Source organism: Rhodocyclus purpureus (assembly GCF_016653115.1).
In the GTDB taxonomy this organism is placed as follows: Bacteria; Pseudomonadota; Gammaproteobacteria; order Burkholderiales; family Rhodocyclaceae; genus Rhodocyclus; species Rhodocyclus purpureus.
Map to the genome: position 1 here is coordinate 33,042 of NZ_NHRX01000058.1, position 14,821 is coordinate 47,862.

A 14,821-nucleotide genomic window follows, 5' to 3' on the forward strand; every position below is an offset into this window, starting at 1 on the left:
CCCGCCCCGCTTTCAGAGATCGAGTGCCACCGACTCGCCGCCCGAGCAATCGACCTGGAACAGGCTCAGGTCATCGAGTCGCAGCGCCGACAGGTGGCCGCCCCACAGGCAGCCGGAATCGAGCGCGTAGAGATTGGGCGTGAGCTTGAGCCCGAGTGCCGACCAGTGGCCGACGACCATGATCGCGTCGGCGCTCTGCCGGCCGGGAACCTCGAACCAGGGCAGGTAGCCCGGCGGTGCCTTGGCCACCTCGCCCTTGACGCGAAAATCCATCACACCTCGCGGGGTGCAGAAGCGCATCCGCGTCATCGCGTTGACGATCACGCGCAGCCGCGACCAGCCTTCCAGATCGTCCGACCAGCTCGCAGGCTCGCTGCCCCACATCCTGGCCAGGAACTGCTCGTAGTCGTCGCCGGCCAGCATGGCCTCGACCTCCGCCGCCAGCGCGCGGGCCTGTGAGATGCTCCATTGCGGCAGCAGCCCGGCATGGACCAGGCAGTAGCTGCCCTCGACATGGCACAGCCGTTGGCGGCGCAACCAGTCGAGCAGTTCGTCGCGGTCGGGTGCCGCGAGGATCGCGCCGAGCGTATCGTCCTTGCCCCGCTTGCCGTGGCCGGCGGCCGCCATCAGCAGGTAGAGGTCGTGGTTGCCGAGCACGGTGAGCGCCGCGTCGCCGAGACTGCGCACGAAGCGCAGGGTCTCCAGCGAGCGCGGGCCGCGGTTGACGAGGTCGCCGACCAGCCAGAGACGGTCGCAGGCCGGGTCGAAGGCGCAGCGGTCGAGCAGTCGCCTGAACGAATCGTAGCAACCCTGGATGTCGCCGATCGCGTAGGTGGCCATGTCAGCGCTCGCCTCAGCAGGGCGGCAGATCGGCGTCCGCGAGCAGCGGCGCCACTGCGTCCTTGCCCGACAAGAGCGGCTCGCCCGTGAGCGGCCAGTCGATGCCGATCGCCGGGTCGTTCCAGGCGATCGCGCGTTCGAGCGCGGGCGCCCAGTAGTCGGTCGTCTTGTAGAGGAACTCGGCGGATTCGCTCAAGACCACGAAACCGTGGGCGAAGCCGGGCGGGATCCACAGCTGGCGGCAGTTCGCTGCGGAGAGCACGCAGCCGACCCAGCGGCCGAAAGTCGGCGAGTCGCGGCGGATGTCCACGGCGACGTCGAATACCTCGCCGGCAACGGCGCGCACCAGCTTGCCCTGCGCCTGCGGCGGCAGCTGGTAGTGCAGTCCGCGCAGGACCCCGCGCGCACTCTTCGAGTGGTTGTCCTGCACGAAGTCGCAGTCGCAGCCGGTCGCATCCTGAAAGGCACGCCGGTTGTAGCTCTCGAAGAAGAAACCGCGCGCGTCGCCGAAGACCTTCGGCTCGATCAGCAACACCTCGGGGATGGCCAGCGGAGTGATCTTCATGCGAACACCCTTTCCTGCAGGAGACCGAGCAGGTAGCGACCGTAGCCCGACTTGGCGAGCGGCCGGGCAAGCTGCTCGAACTGCGCATCGTCGATCCAGCCGTGACGCCAGGCGATTTCCTCGGGCGCGGCAACCTTCAAGCCCTGCCGCTTTTCGAGGGTGGCGATGAACTGGGAGGCTTCGAGCATCGATTCGTGCGTGCCGGTGTCGAGCCAGGCGTAGCCGCGGCCCATGGTCTCGACCTTGAGCTTGCCGGCCTCGAGGTAAAGGCGGTTCAGGTCGGTGATCTCCAGCTCACCGCGCGCCGAGGGCTTGATCGTCCGCGCGTGGCGGACGACCTCGCTGTCGTAGAAGTAGAGGCCGGTGACCGCGTAGCGTGACTTCGGTTGCGCCGGCTTCTCCTCGAGGCTGACGGCGCGCCCGGCGTCGTCGAATTCGACGACCCCGTAGCGCTCGGGGTCGTTCACCGCGTAGGCGAAGACGGTGGCCCCGTCCGCGCGCGCCGACGCCTTCTGCAGGAGGGTGGCGAAGTTGTGGCCGTAGAAGATGTTGTCGCCGAGCACCAGCGCCGACGGCGCGCCGGCGAGGAATTCCTCGCCGATCAGGAAGGCCTGCGCCAGCCCGTCGGGCGAGGGCTGCACCGCATAGGACAGATTGATCCCCCACTGCGCGCCGTCGCCGAGCAACTGCGCGAAGCGCGGCGTGTCCTGCGGCGTCGAGATGATCAGGATGTCGCGGATCCCCGCCAGCAGCAGCGTCGACAGCGGGTAGTAGATCATCGGCTTGTCGAAGATCGGCAGCAGCTGCTTGGAAACGACCTGCGTCGCCGGGTAGAGGCGCGTGCCGGAACCGCCGGCGAGGATGATTCCCTTGCGGGCGGGAGTGGAAGAGGGAGCAGTGACGGACATCGGGAACTTTCCTTTGGCTGCCGGCAGGCGGGCGGCCGGCGTGATCGATCAGTAACCGTTGGCGCGCTTCAACGCGAGCAGCTGCATCATGCGCGCGAGGTAGGGCTGCCAGTCGGGCAGTTCAAGCGAGAAATCGCTTTCGAGCTTGCGGCAGTCGAGGCGCGAGTTGCGCGGGCGCGGCGCCGGCAAGGGATAGTCGGCGGTGGCGATCGGCGTCACCGACTCGGGCGCGGGCAGTTCGCCGAAGCCGGGCGTGCGCGCAGCCAGCGCGAGGATCTCGCGCGCGAAGCCGCACCAGCTCACCGGATTGGCAGCGGCGAGGTGGTAGAGCGTGCAGCCCTCGCCAGCCAGTTCGCCACGGCGCAGCGCAGCCAGCACGAGTCCGCTGACGGTCGAGATCATCGCCGCCGGAGTCGGTGAGCCGACCTGGTCGTCGACGATGCGCAAGGGCCGGCCCTCGCCCGCCAGGCGCAGGATGGTCTTGACGAAGTTCTTGCCGCGCGCGCCGAACACCCAACTGGTACGGAAGACAAGCGCGCGCGCGCCGGTTGCGGCGATCGCCTGTTCGCCGGCGAGCTTGCTGCGACCGTACACGGAAAGCGGGTTGGTCGCGTCGGTCTCGACCCAGGGCGAATCCTTGCTGCCGTCGAAGACATAGTCGGTCGAGTAATGCACGAGCAAGGCGCCGAGCGCCTTCGCTTCCTCGGCAAGCAGTCCGGGCGCTTCCGCGTTCACTCGATGCGCGAGTTCGGGCTCGCGCTCGGCCTGGTCCACGGCCGTGTACGCGGCGGCATTGACGATGATGCGCGGGCGCTCGGCGCGCACCCGCGCACGCAAGGCGTCGAGGTCGGACAAGTCGCATTCGCTGCGACCCACCGCGCTGACGCGGCCGAGTGGCGCCAGCGAGCGCTGCAACTGCCAGCCGACCTGGCCATCCTTGCCGAGCAGGAGGATCGGGGTGCTCATCGTCGTTCAGCCCTTCCGGTCGGCGTAGTTAGCTTGTGCCCACTCGCGGTAGGCGCCGCTGGTCACGTTCTCGACCCAGCCGGCGTGGTCGAGGTACCAGCGCACCGTCTTCTCGATGCCGCTGGCGAAGGTCTCGGCCGGCTGCCAGCCGAGTTCCCCGGCGATCTTGCGTGCATCGATCGCGTAGCGGCGGTCGTGGCCGGGGCGGTCGCGGACGAAGGTGATCTGCTCGCGGTAGCTGCCGCCCGAGGCCCGCGGCGCATGGCGGTCGAGCAGGTCGCAGACCGTATGCACGACCTCGAGGTTGCTCATCTCGTTGCAACCACCGATGTTGTAGGTCTCGCCGAGGCGTCCGCATTCGAGCACGCGGCGGATCGCCGCACAGTGGTCGCCGACGTAGAGCCAGTCGCGCACGTTGCTGCCGTCGCCGTAGATCGGCAAGGGCTTGCCGGCGAGCGCGTTGTGGATCACCAGCGGGATCAGCTTCTCGGGAAACTGGTAGGGGCCGTAGTTGTTCGAGCAGTTGGTCGTCAGCACCGGCAGGCCGAAGGTATGGTGCCAGGCGCGGACGAGGTGGTCGGACGCGGCCTTCGAGGCCGAGTACGGGCTGTTCGGCTGGTACTGGTTGGATTCGGCGAAGGGCGGGTCGGAGGCTTCGAGCGAGCCATAGACCTCGTCGGTCGACACGTGCAGGAAGCGGAAAGCTTCGCGGCTGCTTTCGTCCAGGCTTGCGTGATAAGCGCGCGCCGCGTCGAGCAGGCGCCAGGTGCCGACGATGTTGGTCTCGATGAAGGCGCCGGGGCCGTGGATAGAGCGGTCGACGTGGCTCTCGGCGGCGAAGTTCACGATCGCGCGCGGCCGGTGCTCGGCGAGCAGGCGGGCAAGGAGTTCGCCATCGCCGATGTCGCCGCGGACGAAGACGTGACGCGGGTCGCCGTCGAGCGATGCGAGGTTGGCGAGGTTGCCCGCGTAGGTGAGCTTGTCGAGGTTCACGACGGGCTCGTCGCATTGCGCCAGCCAGTCGAGGACGAAGTTGGCGCCGATGAAGCCGGCGCCGCCGGTGACGAGGATCATGCTTTCTCCAGGATATCCAGAAATGGTAAGGCGCGCGTCGCGGCGCGGATGGACAGGATCATAGGCCCTTGTAGCTGCGATACCAGTCGACGAAGCGCATGACGCCCTCCTCGACCGTGGTCTGCGGGGCGAAGCCGACCCAGGCCTGCAGGCGGCTCACGTCGGCGTAGGTCGCCGGGACGTCGCCGTCCTGCATCGGCAGGAAGCGTTTCTGCGCACTCCGGCCGAGCGCCTTCTCCAGGGTTTCGATGAAGTCGAGCAGTGGCACGGGCTCGCTGGCGCCGATGTTGAAGACGCGGTGCGGGACGCGCGCCGTTCCGGCGTCGGGATGCATCGGATCGAAGGCGGCGTCGGCTGTCGCCGGCTTGTCGAGGACGCGGACGACGCCTTCGACGATGTCGTCGATGTACGTGAAGTCGCGGCGCATCTGGCCATGGTTGAAGACGTCGATCGTCTGCCCGGCGAGGATCTTCTCGGTGAAGCTCCAGTACGCCATGTCGGGCCGGCCCCAGGGACCATAGACGGTGAAGAAGCGCAGCCCGGTCGCCGGCAGCCCGTAGAGGTGGCTGTAGGTGTGCGCCATCAGCTCGTTCGACTTCTTGGTCGCGGCGTAGAGGCTGACCGGATGGTCGACCGCGTCGGACTCGGCGAACGGCATCCTGGCGTTGCCGCCATAGACCGACGAGCTGCTGGCATAGACCAAATGGCCGACACCGCCGTGGCGGCAGCCTTCGAGGATGTTCACGAAGCCGACGAGGTTGGCCTGCGCGTAGGCGAGCGGGTTCTTCAGCGAATAGCGCACGCCGGCCTGTGCCGCGAGGTGCGCGACGCGCTCGAAGCGCTCGCCGGCGAACAGCTCGGCGACCGCTGCCGAGTCGGCCAGGTCGCCACGCACGAAACGGAATCCCGGCTTACCCGCGAGCCGCGCCAGCCGCGCCTCTTTGAGCGAGACATCGTAGTAGTCGTTCAGGTTGTCGAAGCCGACGACTTCGTCGCCGCGTGCGAGCAGTCGCTCACAGAGGTGCATGCCGATGAAACCGGCGGCGCCGGTGACGAGGATTTTCATGGTCGGGAGTCTTGACGAAGCTTGCCGGAAGGGTCGGTGCGCTGCTGCAGCTCGATCATCTTGGCGTACTTGCTGAAGCTGTTGAAGCAGCCGATGGCGATGTGGATGAAGCCGGGCAATCCGTCGCGGAAGCCCTGGCGGACGAAGTAGAACTTTACGAAGCGCACCAGCGGGCTCAGCCAGACCTTGCCGGCGCTCGCGCGCTGGCCGGCGGCGACGGCGGCTTCCGCGCCGAGCGTGGTGTAGCGGTTCTGCTTGCCGAGGTAGAGGGCGATGGTCTCGGCCGAGTCGTGCATGAGCTCGCCTGCGATCGTGCCGACCGGGCCGTCGCTGATCACCTTCTCGTGCACCGCGTCGTCCGACCAGCGCGCGCGGCGGCGGTCGAAGAGACGCAGGCTCCAGTCGGGATAGCCCTCGCCGTGGCGCAGGTAGCGGCCGAGGAAGCGGTTGCAGCGCGCAAAGCGATACGCGGAAAAGGGATCAGCGGCAGCCAGTACGCCGCGGATGCTCGCCGCGAGCTGCGCACTGACGCGCTCGTCGGCGTCGAGGCAGAGCACCCAGTCATGTGCCGCCTGCTCGACCGCGAACTGCTTCTGCGGGCCGAAGCCGAGCCAGTCCTGATGGATGACGCGGGCACCGAAGCCGGCGGCGAGTTCCTGCGTTCCGTCGCCGCTCCCCGAATCGACGACGACGATCTCGTCGGCGAAGGCCACGCTTTCCAGACAGGGCCGCAACTGGGCAGCGGCGTCCTTGGTGATGAGGACGACCGACAAGGGGCGCAGAGATGCGCGGGCAGCAGTCTGGGCGGGGGGGGACGTCGGTACGGAAGCCATGGGGCGGGCGGCTATAATCGATGCTTTCGGGCAAAGACTGTCATTTTACCTGCCGATGCGCATTCTATTGATCAAAACCTCCTCGCTCGGCGACGTCATCCACAACCTGCCGGTGCTCAGCGACCTCGCGCGCGCCTTTCCGGACGCGACGGTCGACTGGTGCGTCGAGGAAGCTTTCGCCGACATCCCGCGCCTGCACCCGGGTCTGCACGCAGTCATCCCGGTCGCGCTGCGGCGCTGGCGCAAGGGTCTCGGGCGCGCGCAGACCTGGCGCGAGATGCGCGACTTTCGCGATCGGATCGGCGCCAGCGACTACGACTTCGTGCTCGACACGCAGGGGCTGGTGAAGAGCGCGCTGATCGCCGGTCGTGCGCGCGGCATCCGGCTCGGCTACGCGGCCGACTCGGCGCGCGAGCCGCTGGCAGCACGCTTCTACGACCGGACCTTCAGCGTGCCTCGCAACCTGCACGCGGTGACGCGCAACCGGCTGCTCGCCGCCGCCGCCTTCGGCCTGCCCGCCGACTTCGTGACAAAAACGCCGCTCGCCTACGGCATCGTCCCGCCGCCGCTCGTACCACCATTCGCCTTGCCCTGGCTGGCAGGCAGCCCGCGCCACGCGGTCCTGCTCAGCGCCACCTCGCGCGACGACAAGCTGTGGGCCGAGGAAAACTGGATCGAACTCGGGCGCGAACTCGCCGCGCAAGGCATCACCCCGGTCTTTCCCGGCGGCAGCCCGCGCGAGCGCGAACGCGCAGCGCGGCTCGCCGCGGCCGTCCCCGGATCGATCGCCGCGCCGCCGGTGAGCCTGCGCGAGGCGGCAGCGCTGATCGGCAACGCAGCGATCTGCGTCGGCGTCGATACCGGACTCGTGCATCTTGCCGCAGCGCTCGGAACGCCGACGCTGGCGATCTACACCGCGACCCAGCCTGCACTCACCGGCGCGCTCGGCGGCGAGGTGTCGGCGGCTGCAGGCAGCCCGTGCGGCTTCGTGCGCAACCTCGGCGGCAAGGACCGGCCGCCGACGGTAGCCGAGGTGCTCGCGCTCGCCGCCGTCGCGCTCGACGACGGCGAGCGCCTCCCCGGCAAGGCACAGGGGGGCGGCGCCTGATGCTGCGCGGGCTCTATTCCGGCGCCTTCACCCTCGCCCAGCCGCTGCTGCTGGGGCGCCTCGCCTGGCGCGCGCGCCGCCAGCCCGAATACCGGCAGCACGTCGGCGAACGCTGGGGCCACTACCCCGCTCTCGCCGCCGAATTGGCCGGGCGACCGCTGCTCTGGGTGCACGCCGTCTCGGTCGGCGAGACGCGCGCCGCGGTTCCGCTCGTCGATGCGCTGCTGGCGGCGCACCCGCAGCACGTCCTCTTGCTCACGCACATGACGCCGACAGGACGCGCCACCGGCAGCGAACTCGTGGCGCGACATCCGGGACGGATCGTGCAGGCCTACCTGCCCTACGACCTGCCGGGGGCCTGCAGGCGGTTCTTCGCACACTTCCGGCCCGAACGCGGGCTGATCATGGAAACCGAGATCTGGCCGAACCTGTGCGCCGCCGCAGCGGCTCAGGGGGTGCCGCTGGCGCTGGTCAACGCGCGCCTTTCGGCACGCTCGGCCGCCGGCTACGCACGCGTGAGCGGGCTGATCGCACCGGCGCTCGCTTCGCTCGCGGTGATCGCCGCGCAGACCGAGGCCGACGCCGAGCGCCTGCGCCAGCTCGGCGCGCGGCGCGTCGTCGTCTGCGGCAACCTCAAGTTCGACGTGAGTCCCGCCCCCGGGAAACTCGCGCTCGGCGCACAATGGAAGAAACTGTTCGTCGACGTTGAAGGTCGGCAACGCCCGCTGCTGCTCGCGGCGAGCACGCGCGACGGCGAGGAAGCGATCATCCTCGACGCACTCTCCCGCGCCGGCTTCTTCGCCGCCGCCGATGGGAAGCCGGCGCCGCTGCTGATCCTCGTGCCACGCCACCCGCAGCGCTTCGAGGAAGTCGGCGCGCTGGTGCGCGAGCGCGGACTTTCCCTGGCGCGGCGCAGCAAGCTCGACGCCGCGAGCGCGATACCGCCGGTGCAGGTCTGGCTCGGCGACAGCATGGGCGAGATGGTCGCCTACTACGCGGCCGCCGACCTGGCGCTGATCGGCGGCAGCCTCCTGCCCTTCGGTGCGCAGAACCTGATCGAAGCCGCGGCCTGCGGCTGCCCGACCCTGATCGGCCCGCACAGCTTCAACTTCGCGCAGGCGACCGCTGACGCGATTGCCGCAGGTGCCGCGCGCCGCGTCGCCGACGCCGACGACGCCGTCCGCGAGATGCGCGCGCTGCTCGCCGACGCGCAGGCGCTGGACGAAATGCGCGAGCACGCGCTCGCCTTCAGCCGCGCGCACCGCGGCGCGACCGAACGCACGCTGGCGGCGGTGGTCGAAGCAACGTCCGCCCGCTGAGACCCGTACCGCCATGTGCCTCGCCGTTCCCATGCAGATCATCGACATCGACGGCGTCGACGCGCGCTGCCGCGCCAGGGGCGTCGAGCGCCTGGTCAGCCTGTTCATGCTGCAGCACGAAGCGCCACAAGTCGGCGACTGGGTGCTGGTGCATGTCGGCTACGCGCTGCAGCGGGTCGATGCCGAAGAGGCGCGCGCGACCTGGGAAGTGTTCGACCAGCTGAATGCCGGGGAGCATCCGCTTGCATGAACTGTCGCTGTGCATGAACCTCGTCGAGCAGCTGAGCGCGCTGTGCCGCCGGCACGGCGCCCGCTCGGTCGCGCGCGTCGAGGTCGAGGTCGGCATGCTGTCGGGGGTCGAGGCGCTGCTGCTCGAGGAAGCCTTCCCCTTCGCCGCCGCCGCTTCGCTCGCTGCCGGGGCACAGCTCGTCACCACGGTCGTGCCACCGCGCATAAGATGCCGGAATTGCGGTGAGGAAGCCGAGGCTGCGCCGAGCCGGCTCGGCTGCCCGGCCTGCGCCAGCTTCGACACCGAGCTCGTGCGCGGACACGAACTGAGCATTGCCCGCGTCGAACTCGTGCGCGAAGACCCGCCGACGAATGGAGCAGAGGAGAAAAACGATGTGCACTGACTGCGGCTGCGCCGTTCCTGGCGAGCATCGGCATCTTCCCGGAGAGGGACACGACCATGATCATGGCCACTCGCACAGCCACTCGCACAGCCACTCGCACGGCCATATGCACGACCACGCGCATGGCCATGGCCACGGGCACGGCGCGACCGAAGAGGCCGCCGGATTCCTGGATTCGCTGATGGCGCACAACGACGCGCACGCGCGCACCAACCGCGCCAGGCTCGACCGCCACCGGATACTGACGATCAACCTGATGTCATCGCCGGGGTCGGGCAAGACCGCGCTGCTCGAAGCGACGATCCGCGCCCTGCAGGGCTCGCTGCGCATCGCCGTCATCGAGGGCGACCTGGAGACCGAGAACGACGCCGAACGCATCCGCGCGCTCGGCGTTCCCGCGCAGCAGATCACCACCGGTACCGCCTGCCACCTCGACGCGCACCTGGTCGGGCACGCGCTCGAACACCTCGACCTCGACGCCATCGACCTCCTGTTCATCGAGAACGTCGGCAACCTGGTCTGTCCGGCGAGCTTCGACCTGGGCCAGCACCGCAACGTGATCCTGCTCTCGGTCACCGAAGGCGACGACAAGCCGGCCAAGTACCCGGTGATGTTCCGTGCCGCCGACCTGATGCTGCTCGCCAAGACCGACCTCCTGCCCTACCTCGACGAGTTCTCGCCAGCGCGCGCCGAGCGCTGCTTGCGCGAACTGGCGTCGCCGGCGCCCGTGCTGCCGCTCTCGGCGAAGAGCGGCGCCGGCCTCGACGCATGGATCGCCTGGCTGCAGGCAGCGCGCGCCGAACATGGGCGACACCTCGAACAGGGTGAGAGCCTGCTGCCCGTCGGCCGGAACGCCGCGCAAAGCCGGAAGGGCGGGCAGCAGCCCGAGATCAGCTTCTCGGCAGCAGGCTGAACGCATGCCGGGCCAAGCGCAGGACTGGCTCACGCGGATACGGGAACTGCCGCTGGCCGCTCCGCTGCGCATCATGAACGTCTGCGGCGGGCACGAGCGCTCGATCTCGATGGCCGGACTGCGCACGTTGCTGCCGCCGGAGATCCGCCTGATCCCCGGACCGGGCTGCCCGGTCTGCGTCTGCCCCGAGGAGGACATCCATCAGGCGATCGACTGGGCCATGCACCAGGACGTGATCGTCGCCAGCTTCGGCGACATGCTGCGCGTCCCGGCCAACGTCGCGCGCGGCGAAGTCCGCTCGCTGGCCGAGGCCAGGGCCGCCGGCGCCTCGGTGCATGCGATCGCCTCGCCGCAGGACGCGCTCAGGATCGCGCGCGAAAACCCGCAGCGCAAGCTCGTCTTCCATGCGGTCGGCTTCGAGACGACGATGGCGCCGATCGCGGCGATGATCGTCGAGGGGCTACCGCCCAACCTGTTGCTGCTGAACAGCGGCCGGCTGACCTGGCCGGCCGTGGCGATGCTGCTCGAATCGCCCGACGCAGGAGAGGAGGCAGGCCTCGACGCGCTGATCGCGCCGGGACACGTTGCCACCGTGATGGGGCCCGCGGAGTGGGACTTCGTCCCGACGCGCCATGGCATACCGACAGCGATCGCCGGCTTCACCGCCGAGAGCCTGCTCGCGGCGATCCACTCGGTGCTGGAACAGTCGCGCACGGGACAAGCGGCGCTGGAGAACTGCTACGGGGCAGCGGTCAGGGCGGGTGGCAACCCGCTCGCGCGCCGCCTGCTCGACACGGCCTTCAGCGTCGTCGATGCGCCCTGGCGCGGCATCGGGACGATCGCGCGCTCAGGCTACGCACTCAAGGATGAGTTCGCCGCGCACGACGCGCGCCTGCACCTGCCCGCCACTGCCGGCGGGCGCAAGGCGGGGGAGATGCCCGCCGGCTGCGACTGCGCGCGCGTCGTCCTCGGCCGCATCAGCCCCACCGGGTGCCGTCTGTACGGCTCGGCGTGCCGGCCGGCGTCGCCGGTCGGGCCGTGCATGGTCTCGGACGAGGGCGCCTGCCGCATCTGGTGGGCATCCGGAGTGCGCGCGCCCAGCGCCGGCTGAGGAGAAGCGGCCTTGGTCGAGGCAGCGAGCGCCCGCCACCTCCGCCTCATCGGGCGCGTCCAGGGTGTCGGTTTCCGCCCCTTCGTGCTCAGGCTGGCGCTCGCGCACGGGCTGCACGGCTGGGTGCGCAACCTGGGCGGAGAGGTAGACATCCACGTCGAGGGCGCGGCCGAGTCGATCGATCAGTTCGTCGACGCACTGACGCGCGAGGCGCCACCGCTCGCCCAGCCCGGCCCCGTGCAGGCGTCCGCTGCCGAGTTCCATGCTTACGCGGATTTCCGGATCGTCGACAGCGAAGCTGGCGTCACCGCGCTCCCAAGTGTCGCGCCCGACCATTTCGTCTGCGCGGACTGCCTCGCCGAGATGGCCGACCCCGGGGCGCGGCGCTACCGCTACCCCTTCACCAACTGTACCCAGTGCGGCCCGCGCTACACGATCATCGACCGCCTGCCCTACGACCGGCCGCACACGGCGATGGCCGGATTCACACTGTGCGCCGATTGCCGCGCCGAGTACGAAAACCCGGCCGACCGGCGTTTCCACGCGCAACCGCTGGCCTGCCCCCGCTGTGGCCCGCGGCTTGAGTTCCGCCGGCCGGGAACGGAGCCAGTCCGCGGCAACGAGGAGGCGCTCGCCGCCTGCATCGCCAGCCTGCGTGCAGGGCTGATCGTCGCGGTCAAGGGGATCGGCGGCTACCACCTGCTCTGCGACGCGTCTTCCGACGCTGCGGTGAAAAGCCTGCGCGCGCGCAAGCAGCGGCCGGCGAAGCCGCTCGCCGTTCTGCTCAGCGAAGGCCTGCTTGCTGCAGGAAGGATCGCGCAGCCCGACGCCGGCGAACTCACGCTGCTGAAGGATCCGCAGCGCCCGATCGTGCTGACGAAGCTGTCCGCGGGCAGCCTGCCGCTCGCCACAGCCATCGCCCCCGGACTCGACGAGGTCGGGCTGATGCTGCCCTACTCGCCGCTGCACCACCTGCTGCTCGAAGGCTTCGCCGGCCCCCTGGTCGCGACCTCGGCCAACCTCTCCGGCGAGCCGGTGCTGACCGACGCCGAAGAAGTCGAGCATCGCCTCGGGAAGGTCGCCGACGCCTTCGTGCATCACGACCGGCCGATCCGCCGCCCCGCCGACGACCCGGTCTTCCGCGTCATCGCCGGCGCGCCGCGGCCACTGCGCCTGGGCCGCGGCAACGCGCCGCGCGAACTGAAGCTGCTTGAGCCGGTCCCGCGTCCGCTACTCGCCGTCGGCGCCGACCTCAAGAACACGATCGCGCTCGCCAGCGGCGACCGCGTGATCGTCTCGCCGCACCAGGGCGACCTCGCCTCCCCGCGCAGCCTCGAAGTCTTCGCGCAGGTGATCGACGACCTCTGCCGGCTCCACGCGGTCGTACCCGAAGTGCTCGTCTGCGATGCGCATCCGGGCTATTTCTCGACGCGCTGGGCGCGCGCACGCGGCCTGCCGCTGCTGCAGGTCCTGCACCACCACGCGCACGCATCCGCGGCGTACGCTGAAAATGGTGAGCCGATGGGGCCGTTGCTGGTGTTCGCCTGGGACGGGCTCGGCTGGGGTGGGGACGGGACGCTGTGGGGTGGCGAGGCCTTGCTCGGCGCTCCGGGAGGGTGGCGAAGGGTGGCCAGCCTGCGCCCGTTCCGCCTGATCGGCGGCGACCGCGCCAGCCGCGACCCGTGGCGCTGCGCGCTGTCGCTCTGCCTGGAAACGCAAGCCGACTGGCGGGGTCGCCCCGCGGCGAGCGGGCTGGCCGCCCAGGCCTGGGAAAAACGGATCAACAGCCCACTCACCACTTCCGTCGGCAGACTGTTCGACGCGGCGGCAGCCTTGATCGGCGTCACCAACGAGCAAAGCTACGAGGGCGAAGCGGCGATGCGCCTGGAGGCTCTGGCCGCCGACGCGAGCGAGGCCAACGAGGAAACCGACGGCGCCGCGCTGCCGCTCTACCGCGACCAAGGACTCTGGCGCGCCGACTGGTCGGCACTGCTGCCGCAACTGCTGAACGAAGAACGCCCGCCCCGGCAGCGCGCCGCCCAATTCCACGCCGTCCTCGCCGCGACCCTGTGCGCACAGGCGCGACGGATCCGCGAAGAAAGCGGCGTCGCCCGCGTCGGGCTGGCCGGCGGGGTGTTCCAGAACCGCCGGCTGACGGAACTGGCAATGCGCTGGCTGCGGCAGGACGGCTTCACGGTCTTCCTGCCGCAACGGCTGCCGGTCAACGACGCGGCGATCGCCTTCGGCCAGATCGTCGAAGCGCAGGCGCTGCTCGCGTCAGCGCCGGCAGCGGGCGTTTAGAATGTGCCGGAGCGGACGCCTCGCGCGGCCGTCGCCCTCTCACCCTTCGAAGCCGATCCGCCATGTCCGATTCCGTGCCCGATTCCGTGCCCGATTCCGTACCCGACTCCCTGCCCGACTCCATGAGTGATGCCGTCACCGACTCCCCGTTCCCGCCCGGCGCGCGCATCTCTCTGGCGCACGGCAACGGCGGCCGCCTGATGCGCGAGCTGATCGACGGGCTGTTTGCGCGCATCCTCGGCACGGGCATCGACACCCGCGTCGACGCCGCAGCGATCCCCAGCGATCCCGCCGGCGGCGAGTGGATGATCACCACCGACGGCTTCACCGTCGAGCCGCTGGAGTTTCCCGGCGGCGACATCGGCAGCCTGGCGGTGCATGGGACGGTCAACGACCTCGCCGTCTCCGGTGCGCGTCCGCGCTGGCTGAGCCTGAACGTCTTCGTCGAGGAAGGGCTGGAAATCGCGCTGCTCGAACGCGTGATCCGCTCGATCGCGCGCGCCTCTGCCGAAGCGGGGGTCGGCATCCTCGCCGGCGACACCAAGGTCGTCCGCCGCGGCCAGGGCGGCGGCATCTACCTGGCGACCACCGGCATCGGCACGCGCGTCGCGCCGATGCCGCTAGGCCTCGACCGCATCAAACTCGGTGACCAAGTGCTCGTCAGCGGCAGCGTCGGCGACCACGGCGCCGCGGTGATGCTGGCGCGCGAACAGTTCGGGATCTCCGGAGAATTGAGGTCCGACGCCGCCTGCGTGCTGCCGGTCACCGACATCCTGGTCGGACAGTCCGGACTGCGCTTCATGCGCGACCCGACCCGCGGCGGGCTGGCCACCGTCGCCCACGACATCGCGAGCGTCACGGGCGCCGGCGTGCGCCTCTTCGAGGAAAGTATCCCGGTGCGCGCGCCGGTCGCCGGCGTCTGCGAGATCCTCGGCTACGACCCGCTCTACCTCGCCTGCGAAGGCCGGGTCGTCGCCGTCCTCGACCCGGATTCGGCGCAGCCGGCGCTCGCCGCCCTGCACGCCGCCGGCTTCAGCGACGCCCGCATCGTCGGCGTGGTCGAGGCGCTCGCCGGGCGCGTGGTCCTGCAAACCCCGCTCGGCGGCGAACGCATCCTGCCCGAACTCGAGGACGACCCCTTGCCGCGGATTTGCTGAGGCAGGATCAGCCTCAGGGGGACGTTCG

The 14,821-nt window shown here is 70.0% G+C and carries 15 protein-coding genes; 8 read left to right on the forward strand and 7 right to left on the reverse strand.

Features of this window, described 5'->3' with window-relative positions; all coding sequences use genetic code 11:
- Positions 1-12: 12 nt before the first annotated feature.
- From CCR84_RS11400 to CCR84_RS11430, 7 genes are read right to left on the reverse strand one after another with little or no spacing between them, the layout of a single operon-like run.
- Complete coding sequence (locus tag CCR84_RS11400) at positions 13-840, reverse strand: symmetrical bis(5'-nucleosyl)-tetraphosphatase (protein ID WP_201212347.1); 828 nt, start codon at positions 838-840, stop codon at positions 13-15.
- Positions 841-853: 13 nt separating this feature from the next.
- The gene (gene rfbC / locus CCR84_RS11405) at positions 854-1,405 is read right to left on the reverse strand and encodes a dTDP-4-dehydrorhamnose 3,5-epimerase (protein ID WP_201212349.1); all 552 of its coding nucleotides are present in this window, start codon (positions 1,403-1,405) and stop codon (positions 854-856) included.
- Complete coding sequence (gene rfbA, locus CCR84_RS11410) at positions 1,402-2,313, reverse strand: glucose-1-phosphate thymidylyltransferase RfbA (RefSeq protein ID WP_201212351.1); 912 nt, start codon at positions 2,311-2,313, stop codon at positions 1,402-1,404. Before rfbA ends, rfbC begins: the two co-directional genes overlap by 4 nt.
- 48 nt (positions 2,314-2,361) lie before the next feature.
- Positions 2,362-3,279: a dTDP-4-dehydrorhamnose reductase gene (gene rfbD, locus CCR84_RS11415; protein ID WP_201212353.1), complete on the reverse strand. Its 918-nt coding sequence runs from the start codon at positions 3,277-3,279 to the stop codon at positions 2,362-2,364.
- 6 nt (positions 3,280-3,285) lie between these two features.
- Positions 3,286-4,353, reverse strand: coding sequence for a dTDP-glucose 4,6-dehydratase (gene rfbB, locus CCR84_RS11420; protein WP_201212355.1), 1,068 nt, complete (start codon positions 4,351-4,353; stop codon positions 3,286-3,288).
- Between the two features lie 58 nt (positions 4,354-4,411).
- Positions 4,412-5,419 carry an NAD-dependent epimerase gene (locus CCR84_RS11425; protein WP_201212357.1) on the reverse strand — a complete coding sequence of 336 codons (1,008 nt, stop codon included), beginning with the start codon at positions 5,417-5,419 and terminating at the stop codon, positions 4,412-4,414.
- Complete coding sequence (locus tag CCR84_RS11430) at positions 5,416-6,192, reverse strand: glycosyltransferase family 2 protein (protein WP_242508682.1); 777 nt, start codon at positions 6,190-6,192, stop codon at positions 5,416-5,418. Before CCR84_RS11430 ends, CCR84_RS11425 begins: the two co-directional genes overlap by 4 nt.
- Before the next feature lie 127 nt (positions 6,193-6,319).
- On the opposite strand from CCR84_RS11430, the gene waaC reads away from it, so the two are divergent.
- From waaC to hypE, 8 genes are all read left to right on the forward strand, one after another.
- Positions 6,320-7,360, forward strand: a complete 1,041-nt coding sequence (gene waaC, locus CCR84_RS11435; RefSeq protein WP_242508683.1) for a lipopolysaccharide heptosyltransferase I — start codon at positions 6,320-6,322, stop codon at positions 7,358-7,360.
- A complete protein-coding gene (gene waaA, locus CCR84_RS11440) occupies positions 7,360-8,679 on the forward strand; it encodes a lipid IV(A) 3-deoxy-D-manno-octulosonic acid transferase (RefSeq protein WP_338052604.1) in 1,320 nt (439 codons plus the stop codon). Before waaC ends, waaA begins: the two co-directional genes overlap by 1 nt.
- A gap of 13 nt (positions 8,680-8,692) precedes the next feature.
- Positions 8,693-8,929, forward strand: coding sequence for a HypC/HybG/HupF family hydrogenase formation chaperone (locus CCR84_RS11445; protein ID WP_274610810.1), 237 nt, complete (start codon positions 8,693-8,695; stop codon positions 8,927-8,929).
- Entirely contained in the window at positions 8,922-9,311 is a 390-nt protein-coding gene (locus tag CCR84_RS11450) for a hydrogenase maturation nickel metallochaperone HypA/HybF (RefSeq protein ID WP_201212365.1), read from the forward strand. Before CCR84_RS11445 ends, CCR84_RS11450 begins: the two co-directional genes overlap by 8 nt.
- Complete coding sequence (gene hypB / locus CCR84_RS11455; protein ID WP_201212367.1) at positions 9,301-10,224, forward strand: hydrogenase nickel incorporation protein HypB; 924 nt, start codon at positions 9,301-9,303, stop codon at positions 10,222-10,224. The genes CCR84_RS11450 and hypB overlap by 11 nt, the downstream gene beginning before the upstream one ends.
- Positions 10,225-10,228: 4 nt before the next feature.
- Entirely contained in the window at positions 10,229-11,335 is a 1,107-nt protein-coding gene (gene hypD, locus CCR84_RS11460) for a hydrogenase formation protein HypD (RefSeq protein ID WP_201212369.1), read from the forward strand.
- A gap of 12 nt (positions 11,336-11,347) precedes the next feature.
- Positions 11,348-13,636, forward strand: coding sequence for a carbamoyltransferase HypF (gene hypF / locus CCR84_RS11465; protein ID WP_201212371.1), 2,289 nt, complete (start codon positions 11,348-11,350; stop codon positions 13,634-13,636).
- 122 nt (positions 13,637-13,758) lie between these two features.
- A complete protein-coding gene (hypE, locus tag CCR84_RS11470) occupies positions 13,759-14,793 on the forward strand; it encodes a hydrogenase expression/formation protein HypE (protein WP_201212373.1) in 1,035 nt (344 codons plus the stop codon).
- Positions 14,794-14,821: the final 28 nt, after the last annotated feature.

Bases quoted from the DNA above. Each gene is read 5' to 3' on its own strand.
- rfbC (WP_201212349.1), bottom strand. From the start codon at position 1,405: ATGAAGATCACTCCGCTGGCCATCCCCGAGGTGTTGCTGATCGAGCCG.
- CCR84_RS11425 (WP_201212357.1), bottom strand. From the start codon at position 5,419: ATGAAAATCCTCGTCACCGGCGCCGCCGGTTTCATCGGCATGCACCTC.
- hypB (WP_201212367.1), top strand. From the start codon at position 9,301: ATGTGCACTGACTGCGGCTGCGCCGTTCCTGGCGAGCATCGGCATCTT.
- waaA (WP_338052604.1), top strand. From the start codon at position 7,360: ATGCTGCGCGGGCTCTATTCCGGCGCCTTCACCCTCGCCCAGCCGCTG.
- rfbD (WP_201212353.1), bottom strand. From the start codon at position 3,279: ATGAGCACCCCGATCCTCCTGCTCGGCAAGGATGGCCAGGTCGGCTGG.
- CCR84_RS11445 (WP_274610810.1), top strand. From the start codon at position 8,693: ATGTGCCTCGCCGTTCCCATGCAGATCATCGACATCGACGGCGTCGAC.
- rfbB (WP_201212355.1), bottom strand. From the start codon at position 4,353: ATGATCCTCGTCACCGGCGGCGCCGGCTTCATCGGCGCCAACTTCGTC.
- hypD (WP_201212369.1), top strand. From the start codon at position 10,229: ATGCCGGGCCAAGCGCAGGACTGGCTCACGCGGATACGGGAACTGCCG.
- CCR84_RS11400 (WP_201212347.1), bottom strand. From the start codon at position 840: ATGGCCACCTACGCGATCGGCGACATCCAGGGTTGCTACGATTCGTTC.
- rfbA (WP_201212351.1), bottom strand. From the start codon at position 2,313: ATGTCCGTCACTGCTCCCTCTTCCACTCCCGCCCGCAAGGGAATCATC.
- hypE (WP_201212373.1), top strand. From the start codon at position 13,759: ATGAGTGATGCCGTCACCGACTCCCCGTTCCCGCCCGGCGCGCGCATC.